Here is a 23535-nt window from a genome sequence, read left to right on the forward strand (position 1 = left end):
TGTCAGCTATTTGCTGGCAGCGGTTTATTTGTTACCGGATAGCCAGTCCAGCCAGGATGACAATGTAACCACGCGGGTGATGTGGACCCAAGTCTTAGTTTTATGATCGTACGATACATTGGGGTTGTTCAAAATCCCGACTTCATGCAACAGTTTTTTCCGGTCTATAAAATCCCACAGAAGTTGCGAGTCCATCACGGACTCCTTGGCCTGATTCCAAAGCCGAGACGTCATGTCTTGTCCGTATTGTGAGGAGAGCGTTGCTTTACTGGCACGGTTATAGACCTCCTGCGGCAGCAAATCCTTCATGGCTGCTCTAAAATGCTCGCGTCCCCTGCCGTCTCCATACTTTATCAAATCCGGAATGGACATACACAGTTCTAACAGAACCTTGTTCTTCATAGGTGATCTGCTACTGATACCGTAGTAGTTATCAAGGTCAAACTGATTTTCAGCAGCCCAGCTTAATGTAGGATTGAAGACATCATCGAATAGTCCTGCAAATTGTGCTGGATTCAGATCACCTAGTAGTGACCGGGAAATCGAAAATTTAGATGTTGGGTCACTTAATTCAAGAAGTTCATCTTTTCCCAGGGTCATTTGACCATTGACATTAGGCTTGTTTCGTCGGTTTAACAAACTTGCAAACCCTCGTTTCAGCACGAAGCCATGAGACAGATTGAGGTTTCTGGCTAGTTCAAAATACGTTCTAGTCAAAGTTAGGGGGGAACGCGAGACCCTGCGAAGTCGATTATAATAGTAAAATTGTTCGACCAGAAAATGCCTCTTTTCGTAAGAAAATGATTCCCACCCTTCATAAATGGTCGAACTGAAATATGGAACCCGTTTGGCCAACAGCTCTTTCAGAAGTGCCCAATTCTTTGTTTCAAACGCGTGCTGAAAGACTTCCATCCCACTTCCAATCACCGAGTCGCCACCGCTTCCGTTGAGTAGTACCTTACTGCCAAGATTCTTTGCATATAAAAGCATGGTGGATAAAAGTGCAGGAGACAGCCGGGATGCCAGCGGTTGCGCCGACAGCGATGTTTGCAGCCTTATGAGTCTGAGGTCTTCTTCTGATTGAAAGACTTCATGGTGTATGGAGCATATTTTTTCAACAACGGCCTGTGCATAGGCAGTTTCGTCAGAATCGGGGTACTTTGATTTGTTGTGTAGCGTATGAATGGTGGCATGTGGATTAATAAATCTCAGCATAGCGCTGACGGACGAGGAATCTAGACCACCGCTCAAATGTGATGCGAACGGCTGACCTCCGTTATCCAATGAACATCTTTCGACGCTTTGGCGGAATACTCTAAACAACGCCTCATTTACTTCGCCGTTTGTTTTGAGTGATTTCCATTTAAATGGATCGAACGAGACGTAACGCTGAACTTTAACACTAGTGGGGCTTAGCTCAACTATATGGCCCGGCGGCACCGATTTTATGTGTGAATAAAACGTTCCCGAAGATTGAGATAGAATGTGTTCTCTTCTCAGATCAAGATGCGCCAAAATTCGGAATATATCGAGATCCAGATATTTTTTCCTGACGAGATCAGAAGTGACGATGGATGATAAGTTCGTCGAAAAATAGGCAAATTTGCCTGGGATGTGTAAGTAATAAAGTGGAACAGAGCTAAATGCATCTCTTGCCAGGAAGGTCGTCAATCTTTCTTCATTGATCCATGCACCAACGGACAGAGGTACTCCCGATTCATCCAGGTCTTTTAATCGGGTATAAAAAGAACCGGAAAGTTTAAGTGCCATGTTACTTAAACTTTCCGGTTCACTAAGTTCTTTCTTTTGAATTCCCAGTATGAAGGAGTAAAAGGAGTTTTCCTTGAATCCTGATTCTACTACTGTCGCATTGGTTCCAATAAGCCTATTGTCATATTTTCCTTCGAATGCAATTTGATTTTGAATGCTTTCGTCAAAATAGACAATACCTTGAAGTACCACGTGAAGTCAAAAATTGCCTTCTTACCAGCTAATCAACCTTCGTTTGAGAAGTCGAAATCAGCAGGGTTTAGATCTTGAAGGCTTCCAAGTTTTCCCTTAGTGAGTTTCCTAACGTCACCATGAAGTACCAGGACCGGCTTGCGGTAAGACTTTTTTGTCTGTGTAGAGTGCGATGTCAATGTTTTCATTGTTTATCGGTTAATGAATGATTAATACCAGTATCCGTCGTAAATTTAGACAGATAAATTGAATTTGCAAACGTTATTGCAAACGAATATGAAAAAATCAAGTTTTGGCTGACTGAACCGGTTGTCTTCAGTTAATTAACGGTTGCCAAATTCGATGATTTTACGCGTTTTGTGACTACCAGACTCAACTTTCCCCGATCCGATGCAATCGTCGTTTTGGCAAAATTCGAAGGCAGTCTCGTCATCGGAAATGAGGCCCACACCAAGACCGTATTGCTTGATAGTTACATACTTGTTTATGATCGACGTGTCTTTACGCTCAACGACCGTCAGTACATTGTCGAATGATTGCTCGCCGACTTTAATGGATTTGACGCCCGGCTCATAATAGCATTCCTGCTTGTCGAGGTTATTGTAGCTGTTACCGTTCCATATAGTACGTGAGTCAATCGGAAACGTAAGCGACAGAAATGGCTGGTTATCCAGATTGGTCAGCAGCTTGTCAGGATATTTATGAATCGCATATTCCTTCACTTTTTGCCAGTAGTCTGCGGATGAATTACGGGTCGACCTCGCAATAATATAGGTAACGATCCCAGCCGAGTCGGAAGCGATCCTGTCGACTTCATCTCTTTCCTGCCACTTGGTTATAACCGGTGCCGACTGCCCGGCCGAATATACTTCCTGATTGACATCGTAGACGACATAGTGTCCGATTTCTAAAGGGTAATATCGGTATGGATCGATAGGGTCTGCGTCCTTGTCGTCGCATCCGGAAAAAGCAATTGAGGCTATTGCAAGAATAGTAATGTGTTTAGCGAAGGCCCCGCAAATCGTCAGTAAAGAATTCTTCATTAACTAGATTAAATTTTGATGGACTATGACGAATGTTTGTATTGTTCTTTCAACTTCCCTTTCAAAAACCCTATCAGCACCTGTAAACCAGTATCAAACCGGGAATTGTTGTTGATGATCATGTCCGCTTCCGCGCGCAGGGGAAGTATAAATTTGTCGTAAGTCGGGGCGACGTGATGTTCCCAGCGGTACAGGACATCGTCGAGGTCGTAACCCCGCTCGCTATTATCACGAATAATCCGGCGTTTTATTTTAACGTGCTCCTTCGCATCCACAAAAATTTTCAAATCGATAAGCCGGGCAATTTCGGGAAAATAGAAAACAAAAATCCCTTCAACGATAATGATGGGCTTTGGTTCGAAATGCAGTATCTCGGGTTTGATGAGCGGATTGTTGAAAGTGTACTCTTTTTGTTGGACAGAACGCCCGGCCCGGAGCACGGCAATATGCTCCGCGAAGAGATGATGGTCTATCGTTTCCGGTAAGTCGAAATTTTCCACCCCATTTTCGTCCCGAGGGATTTCGTGAATGGGGCGGTAGTAATTGTCCTGCGAGATCCGCGTGACTTCATCCGTACCAAACGCGTCGATGAGGTTTTTCATAAAATAGGTCTTCCCCGACGCGCTGCCGCCGGTAATTCCTACAATGTAGGGTGCTTTTTCCTGATTCGACATCATATAGTCTGCTGCGTCCGCTAGTCTGAACGCCTGGATTAATTTATGATTTTAATTAATAATTGCCAACTTACCGGCTTGATGCTCAGTGCCGTCGGCCGATACGACGAACACCATATATATTCCCGCCCGGGCCCGCCGCCCGGTGTAGTCATTCAGGTTCCAGGAGGCAAGTCCCCCTTCCGAACGTGTTTCGAAAACAAGCCTGCCCGCCAGGTCGGTGATTTTAACGGTCGATTGGCCGGTCAGGCCGCTGATGCCGACATTACCGGAATAGCCAGGTCGGATCGGATTAGGGAAAATGCTGATGCGGCCAATGTGTTCCGCTGGGGCCTTGGCGTCACTCTGGTAAGAAACCATTCCGGCAGGTGTATCGATGAACAACAAACCGGTTTCGGCTTCAAACCGGAGCGCGTTGACCGCATCGGAAGGGAGCGGACTATCGGCGGATGTGAATTTCCGGATCAACTCGGTACCATCTGCATTAAAAAGGTAAAGTCCCGTCCGTGTCCCGATCCATTTCCGGTTGCCCGGTTCAACGGCCAGGGCGGTACATTCTTCATTGTTGAAAAGCCTTCGCTGGCCGTAAATGGGGAGTATCGCATCTACGCGGGTGGCTTCCAACACGCCATCCGGGACAAAATAGCCAACTCCTTTTGCACCGGCGAACCACACCAATCCGTCCTGGTCCAGTGCGAGGCTATTGACTTTCGAAGCAGGCAATGTGCCGGTGCCTATCGATGTTGAAAGGACTTTTTTTCGTGAACCATCCGGGTTAGCCACCATAATGCCACCCCCCAGCGTTTCGGGCAAGCGTGTCCATGACAAGCCATTGAGATCGGTGATTGTCGAATCAAGGCGTGGTGAAACGGTCGTATCCCTCTGCGCAGGTGAAACTTGTTTGAAATCTGAAAACTGATTGGTGACTAAACCACTTTTCTGATCAGCAATCCATAGTGCCTTTGAGCTTGTACGAACACCTGACAGGATATTTCCCCAGAATGGGCTGGTAAAAGTCTGAACTGTATAAAGCGAATCTAGTGTGACAACATTATTCCCGGCAGAAATTGTCAGAAAGTCTCCGGTATCGAGGATACGCGTAGCAGGCGCGCTGGAAGCATAAACGACTTTCCAAGTTCCCTTTTCATATTTACAAATACCTTTTCCCGGAACAGCAGCATGAATTGCTCCGGAAAAGAATGCAATGCCTGAAACACTGCCGGGACTTGATACCGGTTTCCAATTTCCGAAATACTGCCTGTTCACATCTCCACGCATGGACGTGGCCAGTATGCCTTGCGAGGTTACGAGATAAAGTGAATCTCCCGAAAATGTGAGGTCGCTCACGGCTAACTGTGTGCCATTTGAGCCGATGTACCGATAGGTTTCTTCGACCTGCCGAAGTTGGGTGTTCAAAACGATCACGCCGAAACTGGTGGCCAGATAGGCCAGGTTTTCTCTGAAATCGATACGGCGGACCATTTTATCGGCCGGCAATCCCTGGGTTTCGTTCAAAAGATCCCAGGTTTCGATCTGGTCGAGCTGGGCTTTTTCATCCAGGTAGGCAAAATCAATTGTACCGTTGCGGTAAGCGAGCATCAGTAGCCTGGCGTCCGGAAAGAAACCCATTGCGCTGACGCCCGTATGGCTGAGACCGTCAGCTTTAGAGAGTGTTCTGGTTTCTCCGTTTCCCGGATTTATAGAGAAAAGACCGTTATAAGAAGCACAGTAAACCAGTGCGCCGGCATCAACAACCTGTCTGGCAGAAAGAAAGTTGAAATGGCTTTGCCATTGGCCCAACGGCAAAGCCTGTCCGAAAATGCGCGAAGGGCCGAACACGACAGCCAACAAGAAAAACAATATCTTCCCTTTGCGCATGGCCGTATGCTAGTTTTCTACCGTCACAACGGCGGAGCCCCGCCCGGTTCCGGTTCCGCATCCACTTTTCAGCGAACTGATGGTATATTCTGTGGTAGAGGAAGGTGAAACGGAAATCAGGTACGGGTTAAGGAATGTGCCGTTGATAGCCGTGCCGTCGGAAAGTGTAAATGACCACGGCGGGAGCCCGTTTTTGAACCTCAGTTGAATGCGGGTAGAGCGTCCTGCGGAAACCGTGCCGCGCCCCGAAACCTCTGCAATCGCTCTGTCAGGGGCGATCACTTCCAGTTCTTCAATGGCGCTCGAAACCGCCGGAGAAGAAGAGACGATGCGGATCTTTTGAATCTTGGTCGTATCTCCCGGCGCTGCCGCGGCGATTTTTACCTGCATGGCGGTAGGCGTTACAGTGGTAGGCAGCGTCACAAAACGGCCGGATTTATCGGTCATCTGAACCGTAAATTTGTTATTCGGATTATAGCGCCCTTCCGTTTTGTAGGGGATATCAATGGTCGAACCTGCACAAACCATATTCTGCGGGAGTTTTTCAAGTGTAATGCTTGCGGGAGGTGCTTTTACAGTGACTTTCGCCGAGCCTGAGAATTTACCTACCCCACACAAACCACCGGCCGAGTTGATCTGGTAATTGGTATCATAAAATGGTTTTACCTTGATCTTATGCGGCGATTCCTGAATGTTGTTCTCGTAGGTCCCGTCCGAGAGCAGCACAAACCACGGTCCGCCGCCGGTGAATTTCACCGTCAGCTCCCCCGATTCGTTTTCGCCCAGCCTTAATGAGTCCTTTTGAAGCGTTGCGACAGTAGGTGATACGATCGAAACATTCGTGATCTGGCTTACGAGGTAAGGCGCAGTGGAAGTAACACGCAGCCGATATTCGCCGGGCTTGTAGCTGTCGGGAATTTGGGTGGTAATATAGCCGGACGAATCAGGCGTTGAAATATTCTTGAATGCACCGCTGCGTTCTGCAATTTGAACGACGAATTTGTTGCCCTCTTTATACTTTCCCGTCGCGTTGAAAGGAACCTGAAATGGCACGCCTGCACAAAGCTTGGCAATTTTTTCGACCTCTTTCAGTTCGAGCTTAGGTTCCGGGTTATTGTTGACATTGACAATCGCCTCTCCCGAAGTGGTGCCGCTTCCGCAGGCGTTTGAAACGGCCGTCACACGGTACGCTTTCACGTCTGTTGGTTTAACCGTAATGTAATGCGGGTTCGACAGCGTTTGCAATACCGTGGTGCTGTCGGAAAGCCTGAACGACCAGGGCGCTGCTCCTGCGAGGTTTACGCGCAAATGCGCTTCCTGCCCGGGCATAATGCGCACCGTTTGCGTCCCGTCGATCAGATCGATCTTAGCTGCGGGCGCTTGCAGCAGCCTCAACGGTACTTCCTGGCTTTTAATCACCGGGATAGAAGAGACGATCTGAAGCCGGTATACTTCACCTCCGACTTTGTAGGATGGTATTACCGCTTTGGCCGGACTTTTCTTCACAGGAAGCGAAATGGGTACCGACTTGCCGGTTGCATCTATGATATGTACAATAAAAGTATTGTCCTCCTCGAACGGCCCTTCGGTTTTGAATGGAATGGTCACATTCGTACCGGGGCAGACCGAGAGGTATGAAATATCCTCGATCGTGATCTTGTAAGCATGTATGCTGTCGGCTTTTTCAACGGGTAGTTTGGCTTCATTCGCCGCTTCGGTGAGCGTATCGCCGTTGGCCGAAATTCCGCTGGGCATAGTGGTGTCCGCCGCGGCGGTGTCTACTGCCGCAGCACCGGCTGCCGGAACCTGCACCTTTGTAGTATCCTTTACTGCCGGTGCCTGCGGCCTGGCTGGTTCGGGAGCTTTTTTCTTGGGAGTGATGAGTTGTTTTCTTGGAGAAACGGTCCTGCGCTGAGCCTCAGCCTGGCCGGTCATCAACAATAATCCTAGAAAAATGACAAAGACGAATCGGAACATGCAATTGGGATTGAGTAAATATTAATTCATGGAAACCAGCGTGCTGCCTCTGAGAACGGGTACGACGTCGTACAAATCGGTTTGCAGGCAGTAAGAGATATCTTTCTGAATGCCCAGGCGTTGCAGACGACGTACGTGCGATGAGTTGGATACGCTCGCCAGCAGGTTGTCGCGGCTTTGGAGGTATAAACGCTGTGCCATCAGGGTTCCGTCTTCGAGCAACATAAATTGATCCTTCAAGGCTTCGGCCAATGCCCCCGCAAACAGGGTATCTTCGAGGTTTGGGCGACCTTTCCAGCCTGCACACAGTACAAGCACATCATAAGGTTCGGTTTTCAAATGATTGGCCAAAGCACCCAGATTCAGGAACGAGCCGATCATGACTTTCACCGCCGACGATTTTGCTTTGGAAATAGACAGTGTCCCATTAGTCGTCGTCATGGCTATCTGCGCGCCGATCAGGCTTTCATGCATGTAGCTGAATGGCGAGTTGTCCAGGTCAAAACCTTCTACTTTCCGTGCGTCGCGTTCGGCAGCGGCGATATATCCTTTGTCTTGCAAAAACTTACATTCCTCTACGCTCGCTACGGGGGTAATGCTTTTCACGCCATAAGCGAGGCCGGTCACCATGCAGGAAGTCGCCCTGAAAATATCGGCAACCACCACTATTGAATTATCGAGTTTATGCAGATGAAGTAAGTCGGGGGTGAGACAAACGTCAAGTTGTTTCATAAAAATGCAATCGGACTGAATAGGAGGGATTAGTTTTTAACAAAAGGTGTTTTTACAACCTGTGCTTTCAACAGTCTGTCACGCACTTTTACGAAAATTTCGGTGCCTGTTTTGCTGAATTCGGCGGGTACGTAACCCAAACCGATGCCTTTCTGCAAAGTAGGGGATTGGGTGCCGGAGGTCACTTCGCCCAGTTTGTTGCCCTCCGAATCGCACAATTCATAATGCCCACGTGGAATGCCACGGTCGATCATCTCGAACCCGATCAGCTTTCTTTTCAGTCCTGCTTCTTTCTGTGCTTTTAATGCTTCGGAATTGATAAAGTCTTTGGTGAACTTGGTTACCCAACCCAGGCCGGCTTCCAAGGGGGACGTTTCGTCGTCGATATCGTTACCATAGAGGCAAAATGCCTTTTCCAGTCGCAATGTATCGCGTGCGCCCAGGCCCACGGGCTTGATACCAAATTCTGCACCCGCTTCGAAAATGGCATCCCACATTTTCTCGGCGTCCTCATTCTTTACATATATTTCAAAACCACCCGCGCCGGTGTAGCCGGTTGCAGAAATGATAATGTCTTTGATTCCCGCCATTTCGCCAATCCGGAACGTGTAATATTCCATTGAAGCGAGGTCGACAGTGGTTAGTTTCTGCAATGCAGCCGTAGCGCCAGGCCCCTGCACTGCCAGCAGGCATAGCGAATCCGATAGGTTTTCCATCGCCACGCCCTCGGTATTCTGGCTCTGGATCCAGTTCCAGTCCTTTTCGATGTTCGAAGCATTCACCACCAGAAAATAATCGTCTTCGGCGATACGGTATACAAGCAGGTCGTCTACTACCCCTCCCGTAGCGTTGGGTAGGTAGCTGTATTGCACTTTTCCGTCATACAATGCAGTGGCATCATTGGCGGATACTTTTTGGATCAATGCGAGCGCACCAGGCCCTTTTACGCTGAATTCGCCCATATGCGATACATCAAAAACACCCACGGCATTCCTAACGGTGTGATGTTCATCCAGATCCGACGAGTAGCGGACAGGCATTTCAAAACCTGCAAATGGGACCATTTTTGCGCCCAAACGGATGTGGAGCTGATGTAAAGGGACTGTTTTCATGAAGGATATTTGGTTTTACAATAATTCACAAAAGTAGGGAATGCAGGGCAAAGCGACACAAAAAACTGTTTTTTCAATGTCCGTGGAGCGCATTTTGAAGTATATTGTTAAAAAATAGGTCAAAACTTTTATCCACCGGCGGTTGTCGGTTTTCAGGAATATGAATAAACGACTATTGTTCTCGATAGCATTTTCAATAGCAGGCAGTGCGTTTGCACAAACTGCTACTTTCAAAGGCGAGACGATCGACGACAAGGTAAGTATCGGTTATGGGGTAGCCTCCGGTGACGTGGATGGCGATGGGAAACCGGACATTCTACTGGCCGATAAAAAGGAAATAGTATGGTATAAAAATCCGGGGAAGAAAGACGGTGCGTGGACGCGCCACGTGATCGCGAAGGACCTCACCGAGCAGGATAACGTCTGCATTGCCGCCCGCGATATCGACGGCGACGGTAAGGTAGAAATTGCCGTGGGCGCAGGTTGGAACCCGTCCGAAACGAAGGATTTGAAAACTTCGGGTGCCGTATTTTACATGGTTGCGCCCGATGACCGCACGAAGCTCTGGGAGCCGGTACGCTTGCATCATGAAGTAACTATCCACCGGATGCATTGGGTTAAAACAGCGGACGGATCCTTTCAACTGGCCGTTTTGCCATTGCATGGCGAAGGAAATACAGGCGGAAATGGAGCGGGTGTGAAGTTGATCGTTTTCGATGTTCCTGAAAACAAAAAGGGCATTTGGCCTTACAGTCTGGTTGAAACCAATATGCATATGACCCACAATTTCCAGCCGATGGAAATTCCCGGCAGGATGGCCGGGCTATCCATTGCGAGCAAGGAAGGTGTGCAGGTGTTTCTCAACGGAGCGGACGGCTGGGCACCATCGGGTAACTGGATGGTGCCGGAACGCGGGGTGGGAGAGATCCGCACTGGCAGCCTGGGTAAAAAACAATTATTTACAGCTACCATCGAGCCGATGCACGGAAATACATTAGTGGTGTATACCAAAGACAGCCGCACCGTTCTTACCGACCGCATTAAAGAAGGCCACGCATTAGCCTGCGCCGATTTCTTCGGGCAAGGCCGCGATCAGGTGGTGATGGGCTGGCGTAACCCCAATGTGACCGGCGAAACCGGCGTGCGCATTTACGTCGGCACCGATCCCGAAGGCAAGAAATGGACGGAATATACTTTGGATGAAAGTATCAAGATTGCCTGCGAGGATTTACTCCCGGCGGACCTGGACGGCGATGGAGATCTGGACATTATAGCCGCCGGCCGCGCGACGCATAATCTGGTGGTGTATTGGAACCAGCGGAAGAAATGAGTGTAGAGTTTATGAGTTGAGAGTTTAAAGTTTAGAGTGAAATATTGGGATAAAAAAAATGTCAGTCTTCGGGCGTGAAGACTGACAACAATATCGACTTAGTCTTTAAACTCTAAACTCTAAACTCTAAACTCATAAACTCTGAACTCCACTAGTCCCGACGCCCCATCAAAAGGCTCACGTAGTAGAGCAACGTAGCCAAAGAACCAATCGCGGCGACGAGATAAGTACGCGCAGCCCATTTCAATGCATCGGCAGACATAACGTACTCACGCTCGTTCACGATGCGGTTTTTCTGGATCCATGCCAATGCACGGTTACTCGCATCGTACTCTACCGGCAATGTGATAAAGCTGAACAATGTAGTTACAGCGAACAATGCGACACCGATGGTCAGCGGAATGACGGTTGTATTAATCAAAAGTACGCCGATCAGGATGATCCACTGCATGTATTGTGATGCAATGCTCAGGAACGGCACCATCTGCGAACGGAATTGCAGCCAGCTGTAAGCGGTAGCATGTTGCACCGCGTGGCCGCATTCGTGGGAAGCCACAGCCGCAGCAGCTACGCTACGTCCGTAATATACATCGGGACTCAGGTTGACCGTCTTATCCTGCGGATTGTAGTGGTCGGTCAGGCGGCCTTCCACGGACACCACTCTTACGTCGTAAATGCCGCTTTCCCGAAGCATCGTTTCGGCGATTTCCTTACCACTCATCCCGTTGCTCAACCCTACCTGCGAATATTCTTCAAACTTGCTCTTCAAGCGCCATTGTACGTAAAAGCTGACGCCCATTACGAGGATTATGATCAGGTAACCTCCCATATTTGTTGCTATTTATATCCTTGTTTTATTTTCTCGATTAGTGCGGTCGTAGAATAGCCTTGTACCAAAGCGATCGTTTTTACCTCACCTCCTCTACCCAAAACAAAATCCGCGCCAGCAATGTTTTCGATCTTATAATCGTCGCCTTTGACCAAAATGTCAGGTTTTACGGCCTCGATCAACTGACTAGGCGTCGGTTCGTCGAACAAAATGACAGCATCGATGAACGATAATGCGGCCATCAGCCTCGCTCTTGCATATTCATTGACGACCGGTCTCAACGGTCCTTTCAGGCGGCTGACCGAGGCGTCGGTGTTGAGGCCGAGTACCATTCTGTCGCCCAATGCGCGGGCTTTTTCGAGGTAATCGATGTGCCCTAAATGCACAATATCGAAACATCCGTTGGTGAAAACAACTTTTTGCCCGGCGCTTTGCCATGCTTCTACCGTCGGGATCGCTTCTTCTAGTCTCAGGATCTTGCTTTCTGTCAAATTCATTGTAAAAGACAATATGGATTTAAGAAATGGAATAACGTAACATACTCCATTTCCATTTTTCAGGACTATTAAAGTTACAATTAGTTTGCCGCAGACACCTGCTCCGGTTCTTCGACTTTGTTTTTGTTTACGATCAGCACATACAAAAATGCCAGTGCGCCGATCACCAGCATAAACAGCATTTGCGCACCGTGAATGAATGTCGCCAATGTAATACCGTCGTTCTGCGAAAGTCCGTAAAGCACCATCACGTTCCCTACCAGCAGGTGGTAAGCACCGATCCCGCCTTGCGTAGGCGCCGTCATACCGATCGCGCCCACGACTAGCAATGTAAGACCCGCCAGCGGGCCCAAGTGGGAAGTTTCGGGAATACAGAAGAAAAGCACGTAGGAAACCAGGTAATACAATACCCAGATTAGAATGGTGCTGAAAATGAAAAGGCCGGGATTACGCAGCTTGCGTACGCTGAGCAAGCCTTCCAGCATGCCTTGCGCGAAACCGATGACCTTAGCGATGATTGCATTTTGCTGCAACTTATCACGCAGCGAAGCATTTTTGAAGATCACAATGCTCGCTACCGCAATGGCGAGTAACCCGACGATCAGAATGCTCAGCAGCATGCCGCTACCCGAGCCACCGCCCTGGCTGCCGCCTATTTTGCTTTGAAAAAAGTCAGTGAAAAAAGTGCTGAGGCGATCGAATTCGAGGATAAAGTTCAATCCAATCATCAACACCAATATAATTACATCAAAAATCCGCTCGGCTACCACGGTACCGAAGCTCAGGCTCACCGGAATGCGTTCCAGCCGGTAAAGCGTTCCGCAACGCGTTACTTCACCCATGCGGGGCACAATGTAGTTGGCAAAATAACCCGTGAGTACCGACATCGTGCTGTTCACGATGCCCGGTTTGTGGTCCAGCGGCTCGATGAGCATTCCCCAGCGCCAGGCGCGCACCATGTGCGCGAGCAGGAGGCAAAAGCATGATACGGCGATCCACCGCCAGTCGGATTGGGCAAAACGGTCGAGCATTTCGCTCAAGTTGATATCTTTAAACACAAACCAGAGCAGACCGCCTGCCAGAACAAGCGATATCGTGTAACGCAGTATATTTTTCATGCTATGCTAATTGCTGTATCGTGTAGGTAGGTGCCGGAGGTTAGCTTACCAAATGATTGTTGTGATCAGGGAAAACCACCATCGGCTTGAATGTCTTGGCCTCTTCCTGGCTCATGCTGCCGTATGCGATGATGATGATAATGTCGCCGATTTGCACCCTGCGCGCCGCAGCGCCGTTGAGGCAAATCATACCCGAACCCCGCTCGCCTTTGATAACATATGTGACAAAACGCTCGCCATTGTTATTATTCACAATGTGAACCTGTTCATTTTCTATGAGTCCCGCGGCGTCTATCAGATCCTCGTCGATCGTGATGCTGCCAACGTAGTTCAATTCCGCCTGAGTCACCTTTACCCGGTGAATCTTCGATTTCATTACTGTGATTTGCATTACCCGGTGGTATTGGTCTAATTGAAATGCATTACCCTGCAAAGTTACAGGAATAATACCCAGCCATCAAAACATAGTCGCCGGTGGGACGGTTCCCGCGCGCGTATGCGGGAGATTTACACCGTGTAAATAGCCTGAAATGCAGCCTTTCGGCGTATTTGAACTAGTAATTGAAATGGCCCCGCGCATGGGTTTTATGAGAACATTATTATATTTAAGCGGGATTTTATAGTATTCGATCCTTAATAAGAACTTATTCCTTTAATCTATATTAATCTACTTTATTTTTTCATTACCAAAACCGATGAGTACAGAAAACAAACCGAAAGACGTTAATCGCCGGGACTTTATCCAGAAGACCTCCGCGGCGGCCATTGGAAGTTTCTTCATAGTACCCCGCCACGTGCTGGGGAAAGGATATAAAGCCCCCAGTGACAAGCTGAACATCGCCGGTGTCGGTGTGGGTGGAAAAGGTTTTTCTGACACAAACAACGCGTGGAATAAAGGTGCCGAAAATCTGGTGGCACTTTGCGACGTGGACTGGTCACAGGCGCAGGTGAAAAAGAATTTCGAACTGCACCCGGATGCAAAGCGGTACAAAGACTTCCGCAAGATGTTCGACGAAATGGATAAGAGCATCGATGCGGTGACCGTTTCGACAGCGGACCACATGCACGCGATCATCGCGATGGCCGCTATGCAGCGCGGCAAGCACGTGTACGTGCAGAAACCTCTTACCCACGATATTTACGAGGCTCGTATGCTTACCGAAGCTGCGCGTAAATACAAAGTGGTAACCCAGATGGGTAACCAGGGTGCTTCTAACCCTGCGCAGAACCAGATGAAGGAATGGTTTAACAAAGGCCTCATCGGTAACGTCCACGAAGCACACGTATGGACCAACCGTCCCGTGTGGCCGCAAGGTATTCCCGTGCCGACCGGCAAGTTTGACGTTCCTGCGGACATCGATTGGGAACTGTGGGTAGGCTGCGCTGAATGGGTGGATTACAACCCCGCATGGCACCCGTTCAAATGGAGAGGCTGGTGGAACTTCGGTACCGGCGCATTGGGCGATATGGGTTGTCACCTGATCGACCCGGCGTTCCGTACACTCGGCCTAGGTTACCCAACGGAAGTAGAATGCTCGGTAGGCCAGGTGTTCATCAAAGACTGGACTGCGGAGTACATTCCGGAAGGCTGCCCGCCGTCGTCACGTGTTCAATTGAAGTTCCCTGCGAACAAAATCAATAAATCGGAAGTGACGCTGACCTGGCACGATGGCGGTCTCCGCCCGTTCCACCCGGATCTGATCCCTGCGAACGACCCGTTGGGCGAGCCTGACAGCAGCAACGGTGTGCTTTTGATCGGTGAGAAAGGGGTAATGACTTGCGGAACTTATGGTATCGCTCCGAAAGTGTACCTCAAAGACGGCACCAAGCTGGAATACAAACAAGGCGATTTCGGTAACAAATACACGACGATGCCGGAATTCGGTCACCACGTGTCATGGGCTGATGCTTGTAAAGCTGGTTTCAACAGCAAAGAGCATAAAGCGCTTACTTCATCGTTCGACTATGCAGGTCCTTTGACAGAGACTGTGATCATGGGTAACCTCGGTATCCGCAGCTACAACCTCCGCACCGCGAAGGCCGACGGCAAAGGATTCGACTACCCAGGCCGCAAGAAACTCTTGTGGGATGGCAAGAATATGAAGGTTACCAACTTCGACGAAGCGAACCAGTTCGTACAACGCAAGTACCGCGGCGACTGGAAATTGGCATAATTGTTGTTGTCACGCTGAGCGGACGGCCCCGTCTGGCGGTCGAAGCGCGGTACTGCAAGCGCGCTTCGACTCCGCTCAGCGTGACACTACTAATGACACTCCTAAAAAGATTCAGAACGACATTCTCCGTTAGAATATGATATTGTCGATCAGCCTTACGGGGCCGAGGAAAGCCGCTACACAGATCGCATTGGAACCCGCCGGACCTATTTTTTCAATGGAAAGCAGGGTTTTGAGATTAATAACTTCAAAATAGTCGAGCGTGAACTCTTTAATCTTCTCAAATTCACTTTTTGCCCGGCTAATCACCTCGTTTACTTGTTCACCCGCACGCAGGTGCTCGCCCGCGCTCGCGAGGATGCGGTAGATATGCGGCGCGATTGCACGCTCAGTTGCGTTTAAGCGCGTATTACGCGAGGACATGGCCAGTCCGTCCGTTTCGCGCACGGTAGGGCATATGACCAGCTCCAATCCGAATGCCAGATCGCTCACCAGCTGCCGTACGACCGATACCTGCTGCAAATCCTTCTGTCCGAAATAGGCACGATGCGGCCTTACGATGTTGAACAGCTTCGAAACGACAATGCCGACGCCGTTGAAATGTCCGGGCCGTGACGCACCTTCCATCACCGTTTCCAGCGCACCGAAGTTCATTTTGAGCACCGGTTGTTCGGGATACATTTCTTCTACCGATGGCGCGAACACCGCCGAGCAGCCCGCGTCTTCGAGCATGGTACGGTCCGCTTCAAACGTTCTCGGGTATTTGGCCAGATCCTCGGGGTTATTGAACTGGGTCGGGTTTACAAATACGCTGCAAACGACGATATCATTGTCCTTTTTCGCGGCTTCGATCAGCGAAATGTGGCCGTTGTGAAGGGCTCCCATGGTGGGCACGAGGCCTATGGTTTTCTGCTGTAAAAGTGGCTGATCCAGGTATTGGCGGAGGCTTTTGACCGAAGTGAATACTTCCATGTAAAATTCGAAAACTGAGGGAGTAACCTGCGGGCTACGGTGGCTTTTTTAGAATAGCACAATTCGTAAAGCAGATTATGGAAACATCAGGACAGGGAAATCCCAAACTGGGCGCAATATGACAATTAGTTTGGAATATCTTTTGAAATTGCCATTTTTTTTGTATAATTTTGCAAAACTTTTTTTCACAAACTGCTAAAAGATCTATGGAGAAACTACGAATTTTGTATGTAGCCAGTGAAATCAATCCCTTCCTCCAAACAACCGATGTTGCCGACTACGTGAGAAAACTACCTCAGGCAATGCAGGAAAAAGGGGCAGAGATCCGGATACTCGTTCCGCGTTTCGGGTTGATCAACGAACGCAAAAACAGGCTTCATGAAGTAGTTCGACTGTCAGGAATCAATATTACCGTAGGAGATGAAGAAAAGCCGCTAATCATTAAAGTAGCTTCGATTCCCAATGCGAAGTTGCAGGTCTATTTTATAGATAACGACGATTACTTCCATCGCAAATCCGTTTTCTTCGATAAGGAAAACAATTTCTTCGATGACAACGACGAACGTGCGATCTTCTTTTGCAAGGGTGTTTTGGAAACAGTTAAGAAACTGGGATGGGCCCCGGATGTGGTGCACTGTAATGACTGGATGACGGCTCTGATTCCATTGTACCTCAAAACCACTTACCGTAACGATCCGATGTTTAAGGACACGAAAAGTGTGTTTACCGTACACAACAATGCATTTGACTACAAATTCGATGCGGATTTGCAGAGCAAAGCCAAAGCCATGGACGTGAGTGACGAAGCGCTGGCGCATTTGCATTCTGCCGATTTCGAAGGTTTTGTCAAAATCGGATGTGCTTATGCCGACGCGGTGCTGAAAGCCGAAGAGCATTGCAGCGCGAGCCTCAACGAAATTTTCAACAATGCGCCGAAACGCGTGCAGCTCGACGAGCAGGATGAGAATTTCTCAGAGTCTTACTACAATCTCTACAACGATCTGGTAAGCTAACAGATAGATTTCACAGGGCAGAAAAGCCGGCGATTCCAGGAGTCGCCGGCTTTTTTGTGTTTTTCAGGAATGTTTCGTGTGTTCGAGCACTGTCGGTAAATTGGATATTTTTTAGTATTTAATTAAAAATTAGCTTGCTAACGACCGCTGTTTGCCATTTATTTGCCTCGTCTAGGGCATACACAAAAATTAAAATATTTTAAGAATATGTGCGGAATTGTGGCTTATGTTGGAAACAGGGAGGCATATCCTTTGATTTTAAAAGGGCTGAAACGTCTGGAATATCGCGGCTATGATAGCTCCGGGATCGCGCTGCTGGAAAACGGTGAATTGAATATTTACAAGAAGAAAGGGAAAGTGTCGGATCTCGAATCGGAGCTGAACGGAAAGCAGCTTCCGGCTACGATCGGCATCGGCCACACCCGCTGGGCCACGCACGGTGAACCCAACGACGTAAATGCCCACCCGCATTATTCGAACAACCGCCGGTTGGCAATCATCCACAACGGCATTATCGAAAACTATGCGGCGATCAAGCAGAATCTGATCGGCAAAGGCCACAAATTCCTGAGCGATACCGATACCGAAGTCCTGATTCATTTCATCGAGGACGTTCAGAAGGAAACAGGTGCCACGCTCGAAACAGCCGTACGGCTGGCCTTGAAAGAGGTGGTAGGCGCGTACGCGATCGTAGTAATATCACTCGATCATCCGGGGCAACTCGTTGCAGCCCGTAAAGGCAGCCCGCTGGTGATAGGTGTTGGGGAAAATGAATATTTCCTCGCCTCCGACGCCACGCCTATCGTGGAATACACTAAAGACGTGGTTTACCTCGACGACTATGAAGTGGCGATAATCAATGAAGGCAAGCTCAGCATTCAGAATCTCGACAGCACGGAAACCATCCCCTATATTCAGAAACTTGAAATGGAGCTCGAAACCATCGAAAAGGGTGGTTACGACCATTTCATGATTAAGGAAATTTTTGAACAACCCCGCTCCATTGCCGACTCCATGCGCGGACGCCTGCGGGCGCACGATGCGCACTTGCAACTCGGCGGCCTGAACGAGTACCTCGATAAACTGGCACAATCCGACCGCGTGGTAATTGTCGGCTGCGGGACGTCGTGGCATGCCGGCCTCGTTGCAGAGTACATGTTCGAAGAGCTGGCGCGGATCAATGTGGAGGTGGAATATGCATCCGAGTTCCGCTACCGGAATCCGGTGATCAAGGAAAACGACATTGTCATAGTCATTTCGCAATCGGGTGAAACGGCGGATACCCTGGCGGCGATTGAACTTGCGAAATCGAAGGGCGCGACGATTTTCGGCGTTTGCAACGTGGTGGGCTCGTCTATCGCCCGCGCTACGCATGCAGGTGCCTATACACACGCAGGTCCGGAGATCGGCGTGGCCAGTACGAAAGCATTCACTGCCCAGGTGACGGTGCTCACGCTGATGGCGATCGCGGTAGCGAAGCGCAAAGGAACCATTTCGGAAGAAACCTACCGCAGGCTGCTGGTTGAACTGGAAACGATCCCGTCAAAGGTGGAAAAGGTGTTCGAGAATGCGGCCAAAATCAAGGAGATCGCATTCATATTCACCTATGCGCGCAATTTTATTTACCTCGGTCGGGGTTTCAATTTCCCCGTCGCACTGGAAGGTGCATTGAAACTCAAAGAGATTTCCTATATCCACGCCGAAGGCTATCCGGCGGCCGAGATGAAGCACGGCCCGATCGCATTGATCGACGAGGATATGCCGGTGGTGTTCCTGGCCACCAAAGACAGTTCGTACGAGAAGATCGTCTCGAACATCCAGGAAGTGAAGGCCCGTAAAGGCCGCGTGATCGCGATCGTGACAGAGGGTGACACGTTGATCCCAGGCATGGTCGATTTTGTGATCGAGGTGCCTGATACCCATGAAATTCTGACGCCGCTTGTTTCCGTGATCCCGCTGCAACTGCTATCGTACTACATTGCAGTGATGCGGGGCCGGAATGTAGATCAACCAAGAAATCTTGCCAAATCTGTTACTGTCGAGTAACGGAAGAGGGGGCCGGAGAGCGAGACTGTCATCGACGGTTTCGCTTTTTTGTTTTCAGGCGTTGGGATGAAAATAATGTTTCCCGGTTTTCGTTAGTTTTGCGCATGTTTGCCAACGGGACCTATTATATGTACAAATTCATTTTCGCTATCTTCCTGCCTGTATCACTGCTTTTTATCTCAGGTTGCAAAAAAGAAGGAGAACAAACCTACGTCCCGAAACCCAAAGGTTATAACCGCATCGACCTGCCCAAACACAGCTACCGCCAGCTGGCCGAGGCGCATCCCTACACCTTTGAATACTCCAAATATGCGGTAGTGGAGCCGGACACGTTCAAAACGGCGGGAAAGGACTGGATTTTTATCAGTTATCCGCAGTTTAAGGCCAATATCCAGATTACCTACAAATCGCTTAACAACGATCCTGCATTGCTGAAGGCTTTTATCGATGACAGCTACAAGCTCGCCAGCAAGCACCAGATCAGGGCGTCGTCCATCCAGGAACAGCGCGTTTTGGGCAAGACAGGACGTACGGCTATGCTGTTTAAAATTGAAGGCGACGTGCCGAGCCCGTACCAGTTTTACACGACCGACAGTACCGGGCATTTTCTAAGAGGTGCCATTTATTTTCCAACAGCTACGAAAAACGACTCGCTGGCACCTGTAATCGATTATTTGCAGGCCGATATGTTGCAATTGCTCAACACATTGGAGTGGCGATAATATTACCCGTTGGTTGTTGCGGCGGAAATCGTAAGGACGTATCTTTGAAAGTTAACACCTCAACAACGACCTCGATATGGCCCGGAAACAGCCCAAAAACCAACTCCTTCTTGATTACTCCGTCCGCGGTAACCGCATTGTCCTCCATTTGGGCCAGGTAGAAAGCCAGCGGATTGCGGACCATCTCTTCGAAGGTTTGGTGAATGGCGACTGGATGATCGAACCGGCTGGTGAGGTGGCCGATATTTCCTACGCGCAGGATATCGTGCATCAGATCGGGCACAAGCTGCCGTATCCCGACGGTATCAAAATCGCGCAACTGCATAACGTAGATCCGCTTTTTAAAGGATTTTCAGCCATTTATCACCAGAAAGGATGGGTATTCGTAAATGCAGCTTCGGATATCAACGAACGCAATTACCACATCCATTTGCTTACCGTTTCGCTGGGTTTGCATACTATTTATGCCAACACGGCCTCGCTCGCGGCACGTTCGGAGCAACTTATTTTTGAAGCATTATTGCCTTTTGAAGAAGTGGAAAGCTTTTTCAGGAATGACATTTCCAAAATCCCGGAATTCCTGGCGTCGGATATTGCCAACTTTTTCAAGGTACCTTTTCCAATGGTACTAAAAAGGGCGTTGAATCTGAAAATCATCTCGGACGATCAGTACCGCAGCTTTATGACCGTCAACCCGAGCGCTGCTGCCAAGCCACGGGAGCTGTTCTTTTCAAAAGACGGCAGCATCGATGACCTGGAAGCACAGCTTTTTTCGGGAGAATAATCCTAGTTTTTTTTGACATTCATATTACTCAGATCGGGCAGAGGGCTCACGGATGTCCAGCCGCCGTCGACGATCAGGCTTTGCCCTGTGATATGCCCTGAATGCGGCGACAACAGGAACAATGCGGCATTGGCAATGTCTTCACAAATGGCTGGCCTGCCCATCGGTGTGATCGCCGACCAGGTTTTAGGGTAAGTTGGATCTTCGGCCAACGTACGTTCGGTCAAAGTAGCTCCCGGTGCCACGGTATTGATGGTAATGCCGTGCGGGGAAAGTTCGAGCACGAGGTTTTTGGCCAGCATTTCCAGTCCCGCCTTAGTCATCGCATAGGCGCCGAGGAACTGGTGCGCCTGATGACCCACTACCGACGACATCAGCAATATCCTGCCACCTGATTTTTGCTTTCGCATTTGTTTCGCGGCCGCCTGCGTGAGCAGGAAGGAACCCATTAAATTCACTTCGAGCACTTTCCGCAGGTTTTCGACAGGATATTCAAAGAAATCGCCGAACAGGGTAATACCTGCATTGCACACGGTCAATGTGAGTTTGCCGAAGCATTTCACGGCCTCGTCGACCATTGCATCGATGGTTTCGGGCAGGGAGGCGTCGCCCGCAAAAGCGACGCATTCTCCCTCCTTATTCCGTATTTTCTTGGCTGCCTCGGCGGCGAGTGCCTTATTGGTATCGTTCAGGATAACCCCGGCGCCCTGACAGGCCAGCTGTTTGGCTATCTCGAAACCGATACCCTGCCCTGCTCCGGTGACGATGGCGACGTGGTTATCAAAAAGTTGACTGCTCATTGTAATGCTGTTAATGCGAATCTCTCGTTACTTTATCGCCCGAGCCGCCTTTGAGGAAGTCAAGGTCGGCGCCTTCGTGCGCCTGCGTGACGTGGGCAATGTGCAGGTGCACGTAACCCCGATTGTAACCCAGTTCGAGCGGTTTCCAATACTGCCGCCGGCGCGCGAGCTCTTCATCCGACACTTCCAGATGCAGCTTCCTGTTTTCCACGTCCAGCTCGATATAGTCACCGTCCTGAACCAACGCAAGGTTACCGCCCACAGCTGCTTCGGGTGACACGTGCAAAACAACCGTTCCAAAACCGGTACCGCTCATCCGGCCATCGGAAATGCGAACCATGTCGATCACGCCCTGTGCAAGCAGCTTTTTAGGTAACGACATATTGCCCACCTCCGGCATGCCCGGATAGCCTTTCGGGCCTACATTTTTCAAAACCAATATGCTGTTTTCATCCACATCGAGGTCGGGATCGTCGAGGCGAGCCTTGTAATCGTCGATATCCTCGAAAACGATCGCCTTGCCACGGTGCTGCATCAGTTCCGGTTTCAGCGAGGCTGAGGGTTTGATCACCGCGCCATTTTCGCAAAGGTTACCCCGCACGACGGCCAGGCCGGTCAGATCCTTGATCGGTTCTTCCATCGTGCCGATTACCTCGGGATTGAAGCATTCCGCTGTCGCGCTGTTCTCGGCCATTGTTTTGCCATTGGCCGTAATCACCGACTGGTGCAATATGCTGCTCAGCTCCTTGATCACCACGGGCAAGCCTCCTGCATAATAGAAGTCTTCCATAAAATACCCGCCGGAAGGTTGTAGATTGAGCAACAGTGGCACTTTTTTACAGAGATCATTGAAATCATCCAGGTTCAAATCCACCCCAATGCGGCCGGCAATGGCGAGCAGGTGGATCACAAAGTTCGTAGACCCGCCAATCGCCGCATTAATCATGATTGCGTTCTCGAACGCTTCGCGGGTCAGGATCTGTGACAGACGGAGATCTTCTTTCACCATGTCCACAATGCGCCGGCCGGATAAATGCGCCAGCACTTTTCTACGTGAGTCGGCAGCTGGTATTGCCGCATTTTCAGGCAATGTGAGCCCGAGCGATTCGACCATACAAGCCATGGTGGAGGCTGTGCCCATTACCGCGCAGTGGCCATCGGAGCGGCACATGCAGGCTTCGGCGGTGTAGAGTTCTTCTTGCGTGAGCTCGCCTTTGCGGTGCATTTCGCTGAAACGCCACACGTCGCTGGTAGCGATGGTTTTGCCACGGTAGCGGCCTGTGAGCATCGGCCCACCGGAAACCACGATCGTGGGAATATCCACGCTAGCTGCGCCCATGACGAGCGAAGGCGTTGTTTTATCGCAGCCGCAAAGCAGCACCACACCGTCGATCGGGTTGGCGCGGATGGATTCTTCCACGTCCATACTTGCCAGGTTGCGGTAGAGCATTGCGGTGGGTTTGATGAGCGTTTCGCCCAGCGACATCACCGGAAATTCGAGCGGAAAGCCGCCCGCTTCCCACACCCCGCGCTTCACCGATTCGGCCAACTCGCGGAAATGCCCGTTACAAGGGGTCAGCTCCGAAAATGTATTACAAATGCCGATCACCGGCCTTCCTTCAAATTCATCAGAGGGATAGCCCTGGTTTTTCATCCAGGCACGGTAAATGAACCCGTCCTTACCCGACTTACCAAACCAGCCTCTGCTACGCAACTTGTTTTCTTCCATTATTCGCCCTATTTTATGTCTAATCAGAAAAGGAGCCAGGGAGTAAAAACTAATTCCGGGTACCCTTTAAAATAAAAATCGTATATTCGGCTAACACGTGCCCGGTATTCTCCATGCTTTTTTTTAGAAATTATAAACTGTTG

At 49.6% G+C, this 23535-nt stretch carries 21 protein-coding genes; 6 read left to right on the forward strand and 15 right to left on the reverse strand.

The features are described 5' to 3' along the window. Positions 1-24: 24 nt before the first annotated feature. The 8 genes from J7619_RS22470 to gcvT form a co-directional block, all read right to left on the reverse strand. Positions 25-1962 (reverse strand): asparagine synthetase B family protein, encoded by a 1938-nt coding sequence (locus J7619_RS22470; protein ID WP_291203990.1) that lies wholly within the window; start codon positions 1960-1962, stop codon positions 25-27. Between the two features lie 32 nt (positions 1963-1994). Further along, positions 1995-2150, reverse strand: coding sequence for a lasso RiPP family leader peptide-containing protein (locus J7619_RS32310; protein ID WP_409012758.1), 156 nt, complete (start codon positions 2148-2150; stop codon positions 1995-1997). A 135-nt stretch (positions 2151-2285) separates the two neighbouring features. Beyond that, on the reverse strand, positions 2286-3005 hold the full coding sequence (locus tag J7619_RS22475; protein WP_291203992.1) for a hypothetical protein: 720 nt from the start codon (positions 3003-3005) through the stop codon (positions 2286-2288). A gap of 23 nt (positions 3006-3028) precedes the next feature. After that, on the reverse strand, positions 3029-3682 hold the full coding sequence (locus J7619_RS22480; RefSeq protein ID WP_291203994.1) for a uridine kinase: 654 nt from the start codon (positions 3680-3682) through the stop codon (positions 3029-3031). A 48-nt stretch (positions 3683-3730) separates the two neighbouring features. Next, positions 3731-5557 (reverse strand): T9SS type A sorting domain-containing protein, encoded by a 1827-nt coding sequence (locus J7619_RS22485; RefSeq protein WP_291203997.1) that lies wholly within the window; start codon positions 5555-5557, stop codon positions 3731-3733. A gap of 9 nt (positions 5558-5566) precedes the next feature. Then, complete coding sequence (locus J7619_RS22490; RefSeq protein WP_291203999.1) at positions 5567-7534, reverse strand: hypothetical protein; 1968 nt, start codon at positions 7532-7534, stop codon at positions 5567-5569. A 21-nt stretch (positions 7535-7555) separates the two neighbouring features. Then, positions 7556-8266, reverse strand: coding sequence for a 2-phosphosulfolactate phosphatase (locus J7619_RS22495; RefSeq protein ID WP_223402319.1), 711 nt, complete (start codon positions 8264-8266; stop codon positions 7556-7558). Between the two features lie 29 nt (positions 8267-8295). Beyond that, on the reverse strand, positions 8296-9378 hold the full coding sequence (gene gcvT / locus J7619_RS22500) for a glycine cleavage system aminomethyltransferase GcvT (RefSeq protein WP_291204004.1): 1083 nt from the start codon (positions 9376-9378) through the stop codon (positions 8296-8298). A gap of 160 nt (positions 9379-9538) precedes the next feature. Here gcvT and J7619_RS22505 point away from each other — a divergent pair, with 160 nt between their 5' ends. Next, a complete protein-coding gene (locus J7619_RS22505) occupies positions 9539-10708 on the forward strand; it encodes a VCBS repeat-containing protein (RefSeq protein ID WP_291204005.1) in 1170 nt (389 codons plus the stop codon). A 151-nt stretch (positions 10709-10859) separates the two neighbouring features. Here J7619_RS22505 and J7619_RS22510 read toward each other — a convergent pair whose 3' ends face one another. From J7619_RS22510 to panD, 4 genes are all read right to left on the reverse strand, one after another. Further along, on the reverse strand, positions 10860-11537 hold the full coding sequence (locus J7619_RS22510) for a zinc metallopeptidase (RefSeq protein WP_291204008.1): 678 nt from the start codon (positions 11535-11537) through the stop codon (positions 10860-10862). An 8-nt stretch (positions 11538-11545) separates the two neighbouring features. After that, on the reverse strand, positions 11546-12034 hold the full coding sequence (gene rfaE2, locus J7619_RS22515; protein ID WP_291204010.1) for a D-glycero-beta-D-manno-heptose 1-phosphate adenylyltransferase: 489 nt from the start codon (positions 12032-12034) through the stop codon (positions 11546-11548). A gap of 80 nt (positions 12035-12114) precedes the next feature. Continuing rightward, a complete protein-coding gene (locus tag J7619_RS22520) occupies positions 12115-13152 on the reverse strand; it encodes a lysylphosphatidylglycerol synthase transmembrane domain-containing protein (protein WP_291204012.1) in 1038 nt (345 codons plus the stop codon). Between the two features lie 40 nt (positions 13153-13192). Beyond that, positions 13193-13543 carry an aspartate 1-decarboxylase gene (gene panD / locus J7619_RS22525; RefSeq protein ID WP_090157403.1) on the reverse strand — a complete coding sequence of 117 codons (351 nt, stop codon included), beginning with the start codon at positions 13541-13543 and terminating at the stop codon, positions 13193-13195. 304 nt (positions 13544-13847) lie between these two features. Here panD and J7619_RS22530 point away from each other — a divergent pair, with 304 nt between their 5' ends. Then, on the forward strand, positions 13848-15326 hold the full coding sequence (locus J7619_RS22530) for a Gfo/Idh/MocA family protein (RefSeq protein WP_291204017.1): 1479 nt from the start codon (positions 13848-13850) through the stop codon (positions 15324-15326). Positions 15327-15455: 129 nt separating this feature from the next. On the opposite strand, the gene panC is transcribed toward J7619_RS22530, so the two are convergent. Beyond that, on the reverse strand, positions 15456-16298 hold the full coding sequence (panC, locus tag J7619_RS22535; protein WP_291204019.1) for a pantoate--beta-alanine ligase: 843 nt from the start codon (positions 16296-16298) through the stop codon (positions 15456-15458). Between the two features lie 206 nt (positions 16299-16504). On the opposite strand from panC, the gene J7619_RS22540 reads away from it, so the two are divergent. From J7619_RS22540 to J7619_RS22555, 4 genes are all read left to right on the forward strand, one after another. Next, complete coding sequence (locus tag J7619_RS22540) at positions 16505-17311, forward strand: glycogen/starch synthase (protein WP_019941941.1); 807 nt, start codon at positions 16505-16507, stop codon at positions 17309-17311. Positions 17312-17518: 207 nt separating this feature from the next. Beyond that, on the forward strand, positions 17519-19357 hold the full coding sequence (gene glmS, locus J7619_RS22545; protein ID WP_291204021.1) for a glutamine--fructose-6-phosphate transaminase (isomerizing): 1839 nt from the start codon (positions 17519-17521) through the stop codon (positions 19355-19357). 128 nt (positions 19358-19485) lie between these two features. After that, positions 19486-20079 carry a gliding motility lipoprotein GldD gene (gene gldD / locus J7619_RS22550; RefSeq protein ID WP_291204023.1) on the forward strand — a complete coding sequence of 198 codons (594 nt, stop codon included), beginning with the start codon at positions 19486-19488 and terminating at the stop codon, positions 20077-20079. A 76-nt stretch (positions 20080-20155) separates the two neighbouring features. After that, a complete protein-coding gene (locus J7619_RS22555; protein WP_291204025.1) occupies positions 20156-20863 on the forward strand; it encodes a hypothetical protein in 708 nt (235 codons plus the stop codon). Positions 20864-20865: 2 nt separating this feature from the next. Here the strand turns inward: J7619_RS22555 and J7619_RS22560 are convergent, their stop codons facing one another. Both J7619_RS22560 and J7619_RS22565 read right to left on the reverse strand, forming a co-directional pair. Continuing rightward, complete coding sequence (locus J7619_RS22560; protein ID WP_291204028.1) at positions 20866-21663, reverse strand: SDR family NAD(P)-dependent oxidoreductase; 798 nt, start codon at positions 21661-21663, stop codon at positions 20866-20868. 10 nt (positions 21664-21673) lie between these two features. Then, a complete protein-coding gene (locus J7619_RS22565) occupies positions 21674-23392 on the reverse strand; it encodes an IlvD/Edd family dehydratase (protein WP_291204031.1) in 1719 nt (572 codons plus the stop codon). Positions 23393-23535 lie beyond the last annotated feature (143 nt).

The sequence above is a fragment of the Dyadobacter sp. genome, assembly GCF_017744695.1.
In the GTDB taxonomy this organism is placed as follows: domain Bacteria; phylum Bacteroidota; class Bacteroidia; order Cytophagales; family Spirosomataceae; genus Dyadobacter.

Coding starts and splice junctions, on each gene's coding strand:
- panC (WP_291204019.1), bottom strand. CDS start 16,298: ATGGAAGTATTCACTTCGGTCAAAAGCCTCCGCCAATACCTGGATCAG.
- gldD (WP_291204023.1), top strand. CDS start 19,486: ATGTACAAATTCATTTTCGCTATCTTCCTGCCTGTATCACTGCTTTTT.
- rfaE2 (WP_291204010.1), bottom strand. CDS start 12,034: ATGAATTTGACAGAAAGCAAGATCCTGAGACTAGAAGAAGCGATCCCG.
- J7619_RS22540 (WP_019941941.1), top strand. CDS start 16,505: ATGGAGAAACTACGAATTTTGTATGTAGCCAGTGAAATCAATCCCTTC.
- J7619_RS22505 (WP_291204005.1), top strand. CDS start 9,539: ATGAATAAACGACTATTGTTCTCGATAGCATTTTCAATAGCAGGCAGT.
- gcvT (WP_291204004.1), bottom strand. CDS start 9,378: ATGAAAACAGTCCCTTTACATCAGCTCCACATCCGTTTGGGCGCAAAA.
- J7619_RS22530 (WP_291204017.1), top strand. CDS start 13,848: ATGAGTACAGAAAACAAACCGAAAGACGTTAATCGCCGGGACTTTATC.
- J7619_RS22565 (WP_291204031.1), bottom strand. CDS start 23,392: ATGGAAGAAAACAAGTTGCGTAGCAGAGGCTGGTTTGGTAAGTCGGGT.
- J7619_RS22480 (WP_291203994.1), bottom strand. CDS start 3,682: ATGATGTCGAATCAGGAAAAAGCACCCTACATTGTAGGAATTACCGGC.
- J7619_RS22520 (WP_291204012.1), bottom strand. CDS start 13,152: ATGAAAAATATACTGCGTTACACGATATCGCTTGTTCTGGCAGGCGGT.
- J7619_RS22560 (WP_291204028.1), bottom strand. CDS start 21,663: ATGAGCAGTCAACTTTTTGATAACCACGTCGCCATCGTCACCGGAGCA.
- J7619_RS22495 (WP_223402319.1), bottom strand. CDS start 8,266: ATGAAACAACTTGACGTTTGTCTCACCCCCGACTTACTTCATCTGCAT.
- J7619_RS22510 (WP_291204008.1), bottom strand. CDS start 11,537: ATGGGAGGTTACCTGATCATAATCCTCGTAATGGGCGTCAGCTTTTAC.
- J7619_RS22475 (WP_291203992.1), bottom strand. CDS start 3,005: ATGAAGAATTCTTTACTGACGATTTGCGGGGCCTTCGCTAAACACATT.
- glmS (WP_291204021.1), top strand. CDS start 17,519: ATGTGCGGAATTGTGGCTTATGTTGGAAACAGGGAGGCATATCCTTTG.
- J7619_RS32310 (WP_409012758.1), bottom strand. CDS start 2,150: ATGAAAACATTGACATCGCACTCTACACAGACAAAAAAGTCTTACCGC.
- panD (WP_090157403.1), bottom strand. CDS start 13,543: ATGCAAATCACAGTAATGAAATCGAAGATTCACCGGGTAAAGGTGACT.
- J7619_RS22555 (WP_291204025.1), top strand. CDS start 20,156: ATGGCCCGGAAACAGCCCAAAAACCAACTCCTTCTTGATTACTCCGTC.
- J7619_RS22485 (WP_291203997.1), bottom strand. CDS start 5,557: ATGCGCAAAGGGAAGATATTGTTTTTCTTGTTGGCTGTCGTGTTCGGC.
- J7619_RS22490 (WP_291203999.1), bottom strand. CDS start 7,534: ATGTTCCGATTCGTCTTTGTCATTTTTCTAGGATTATTGTTGATGACC.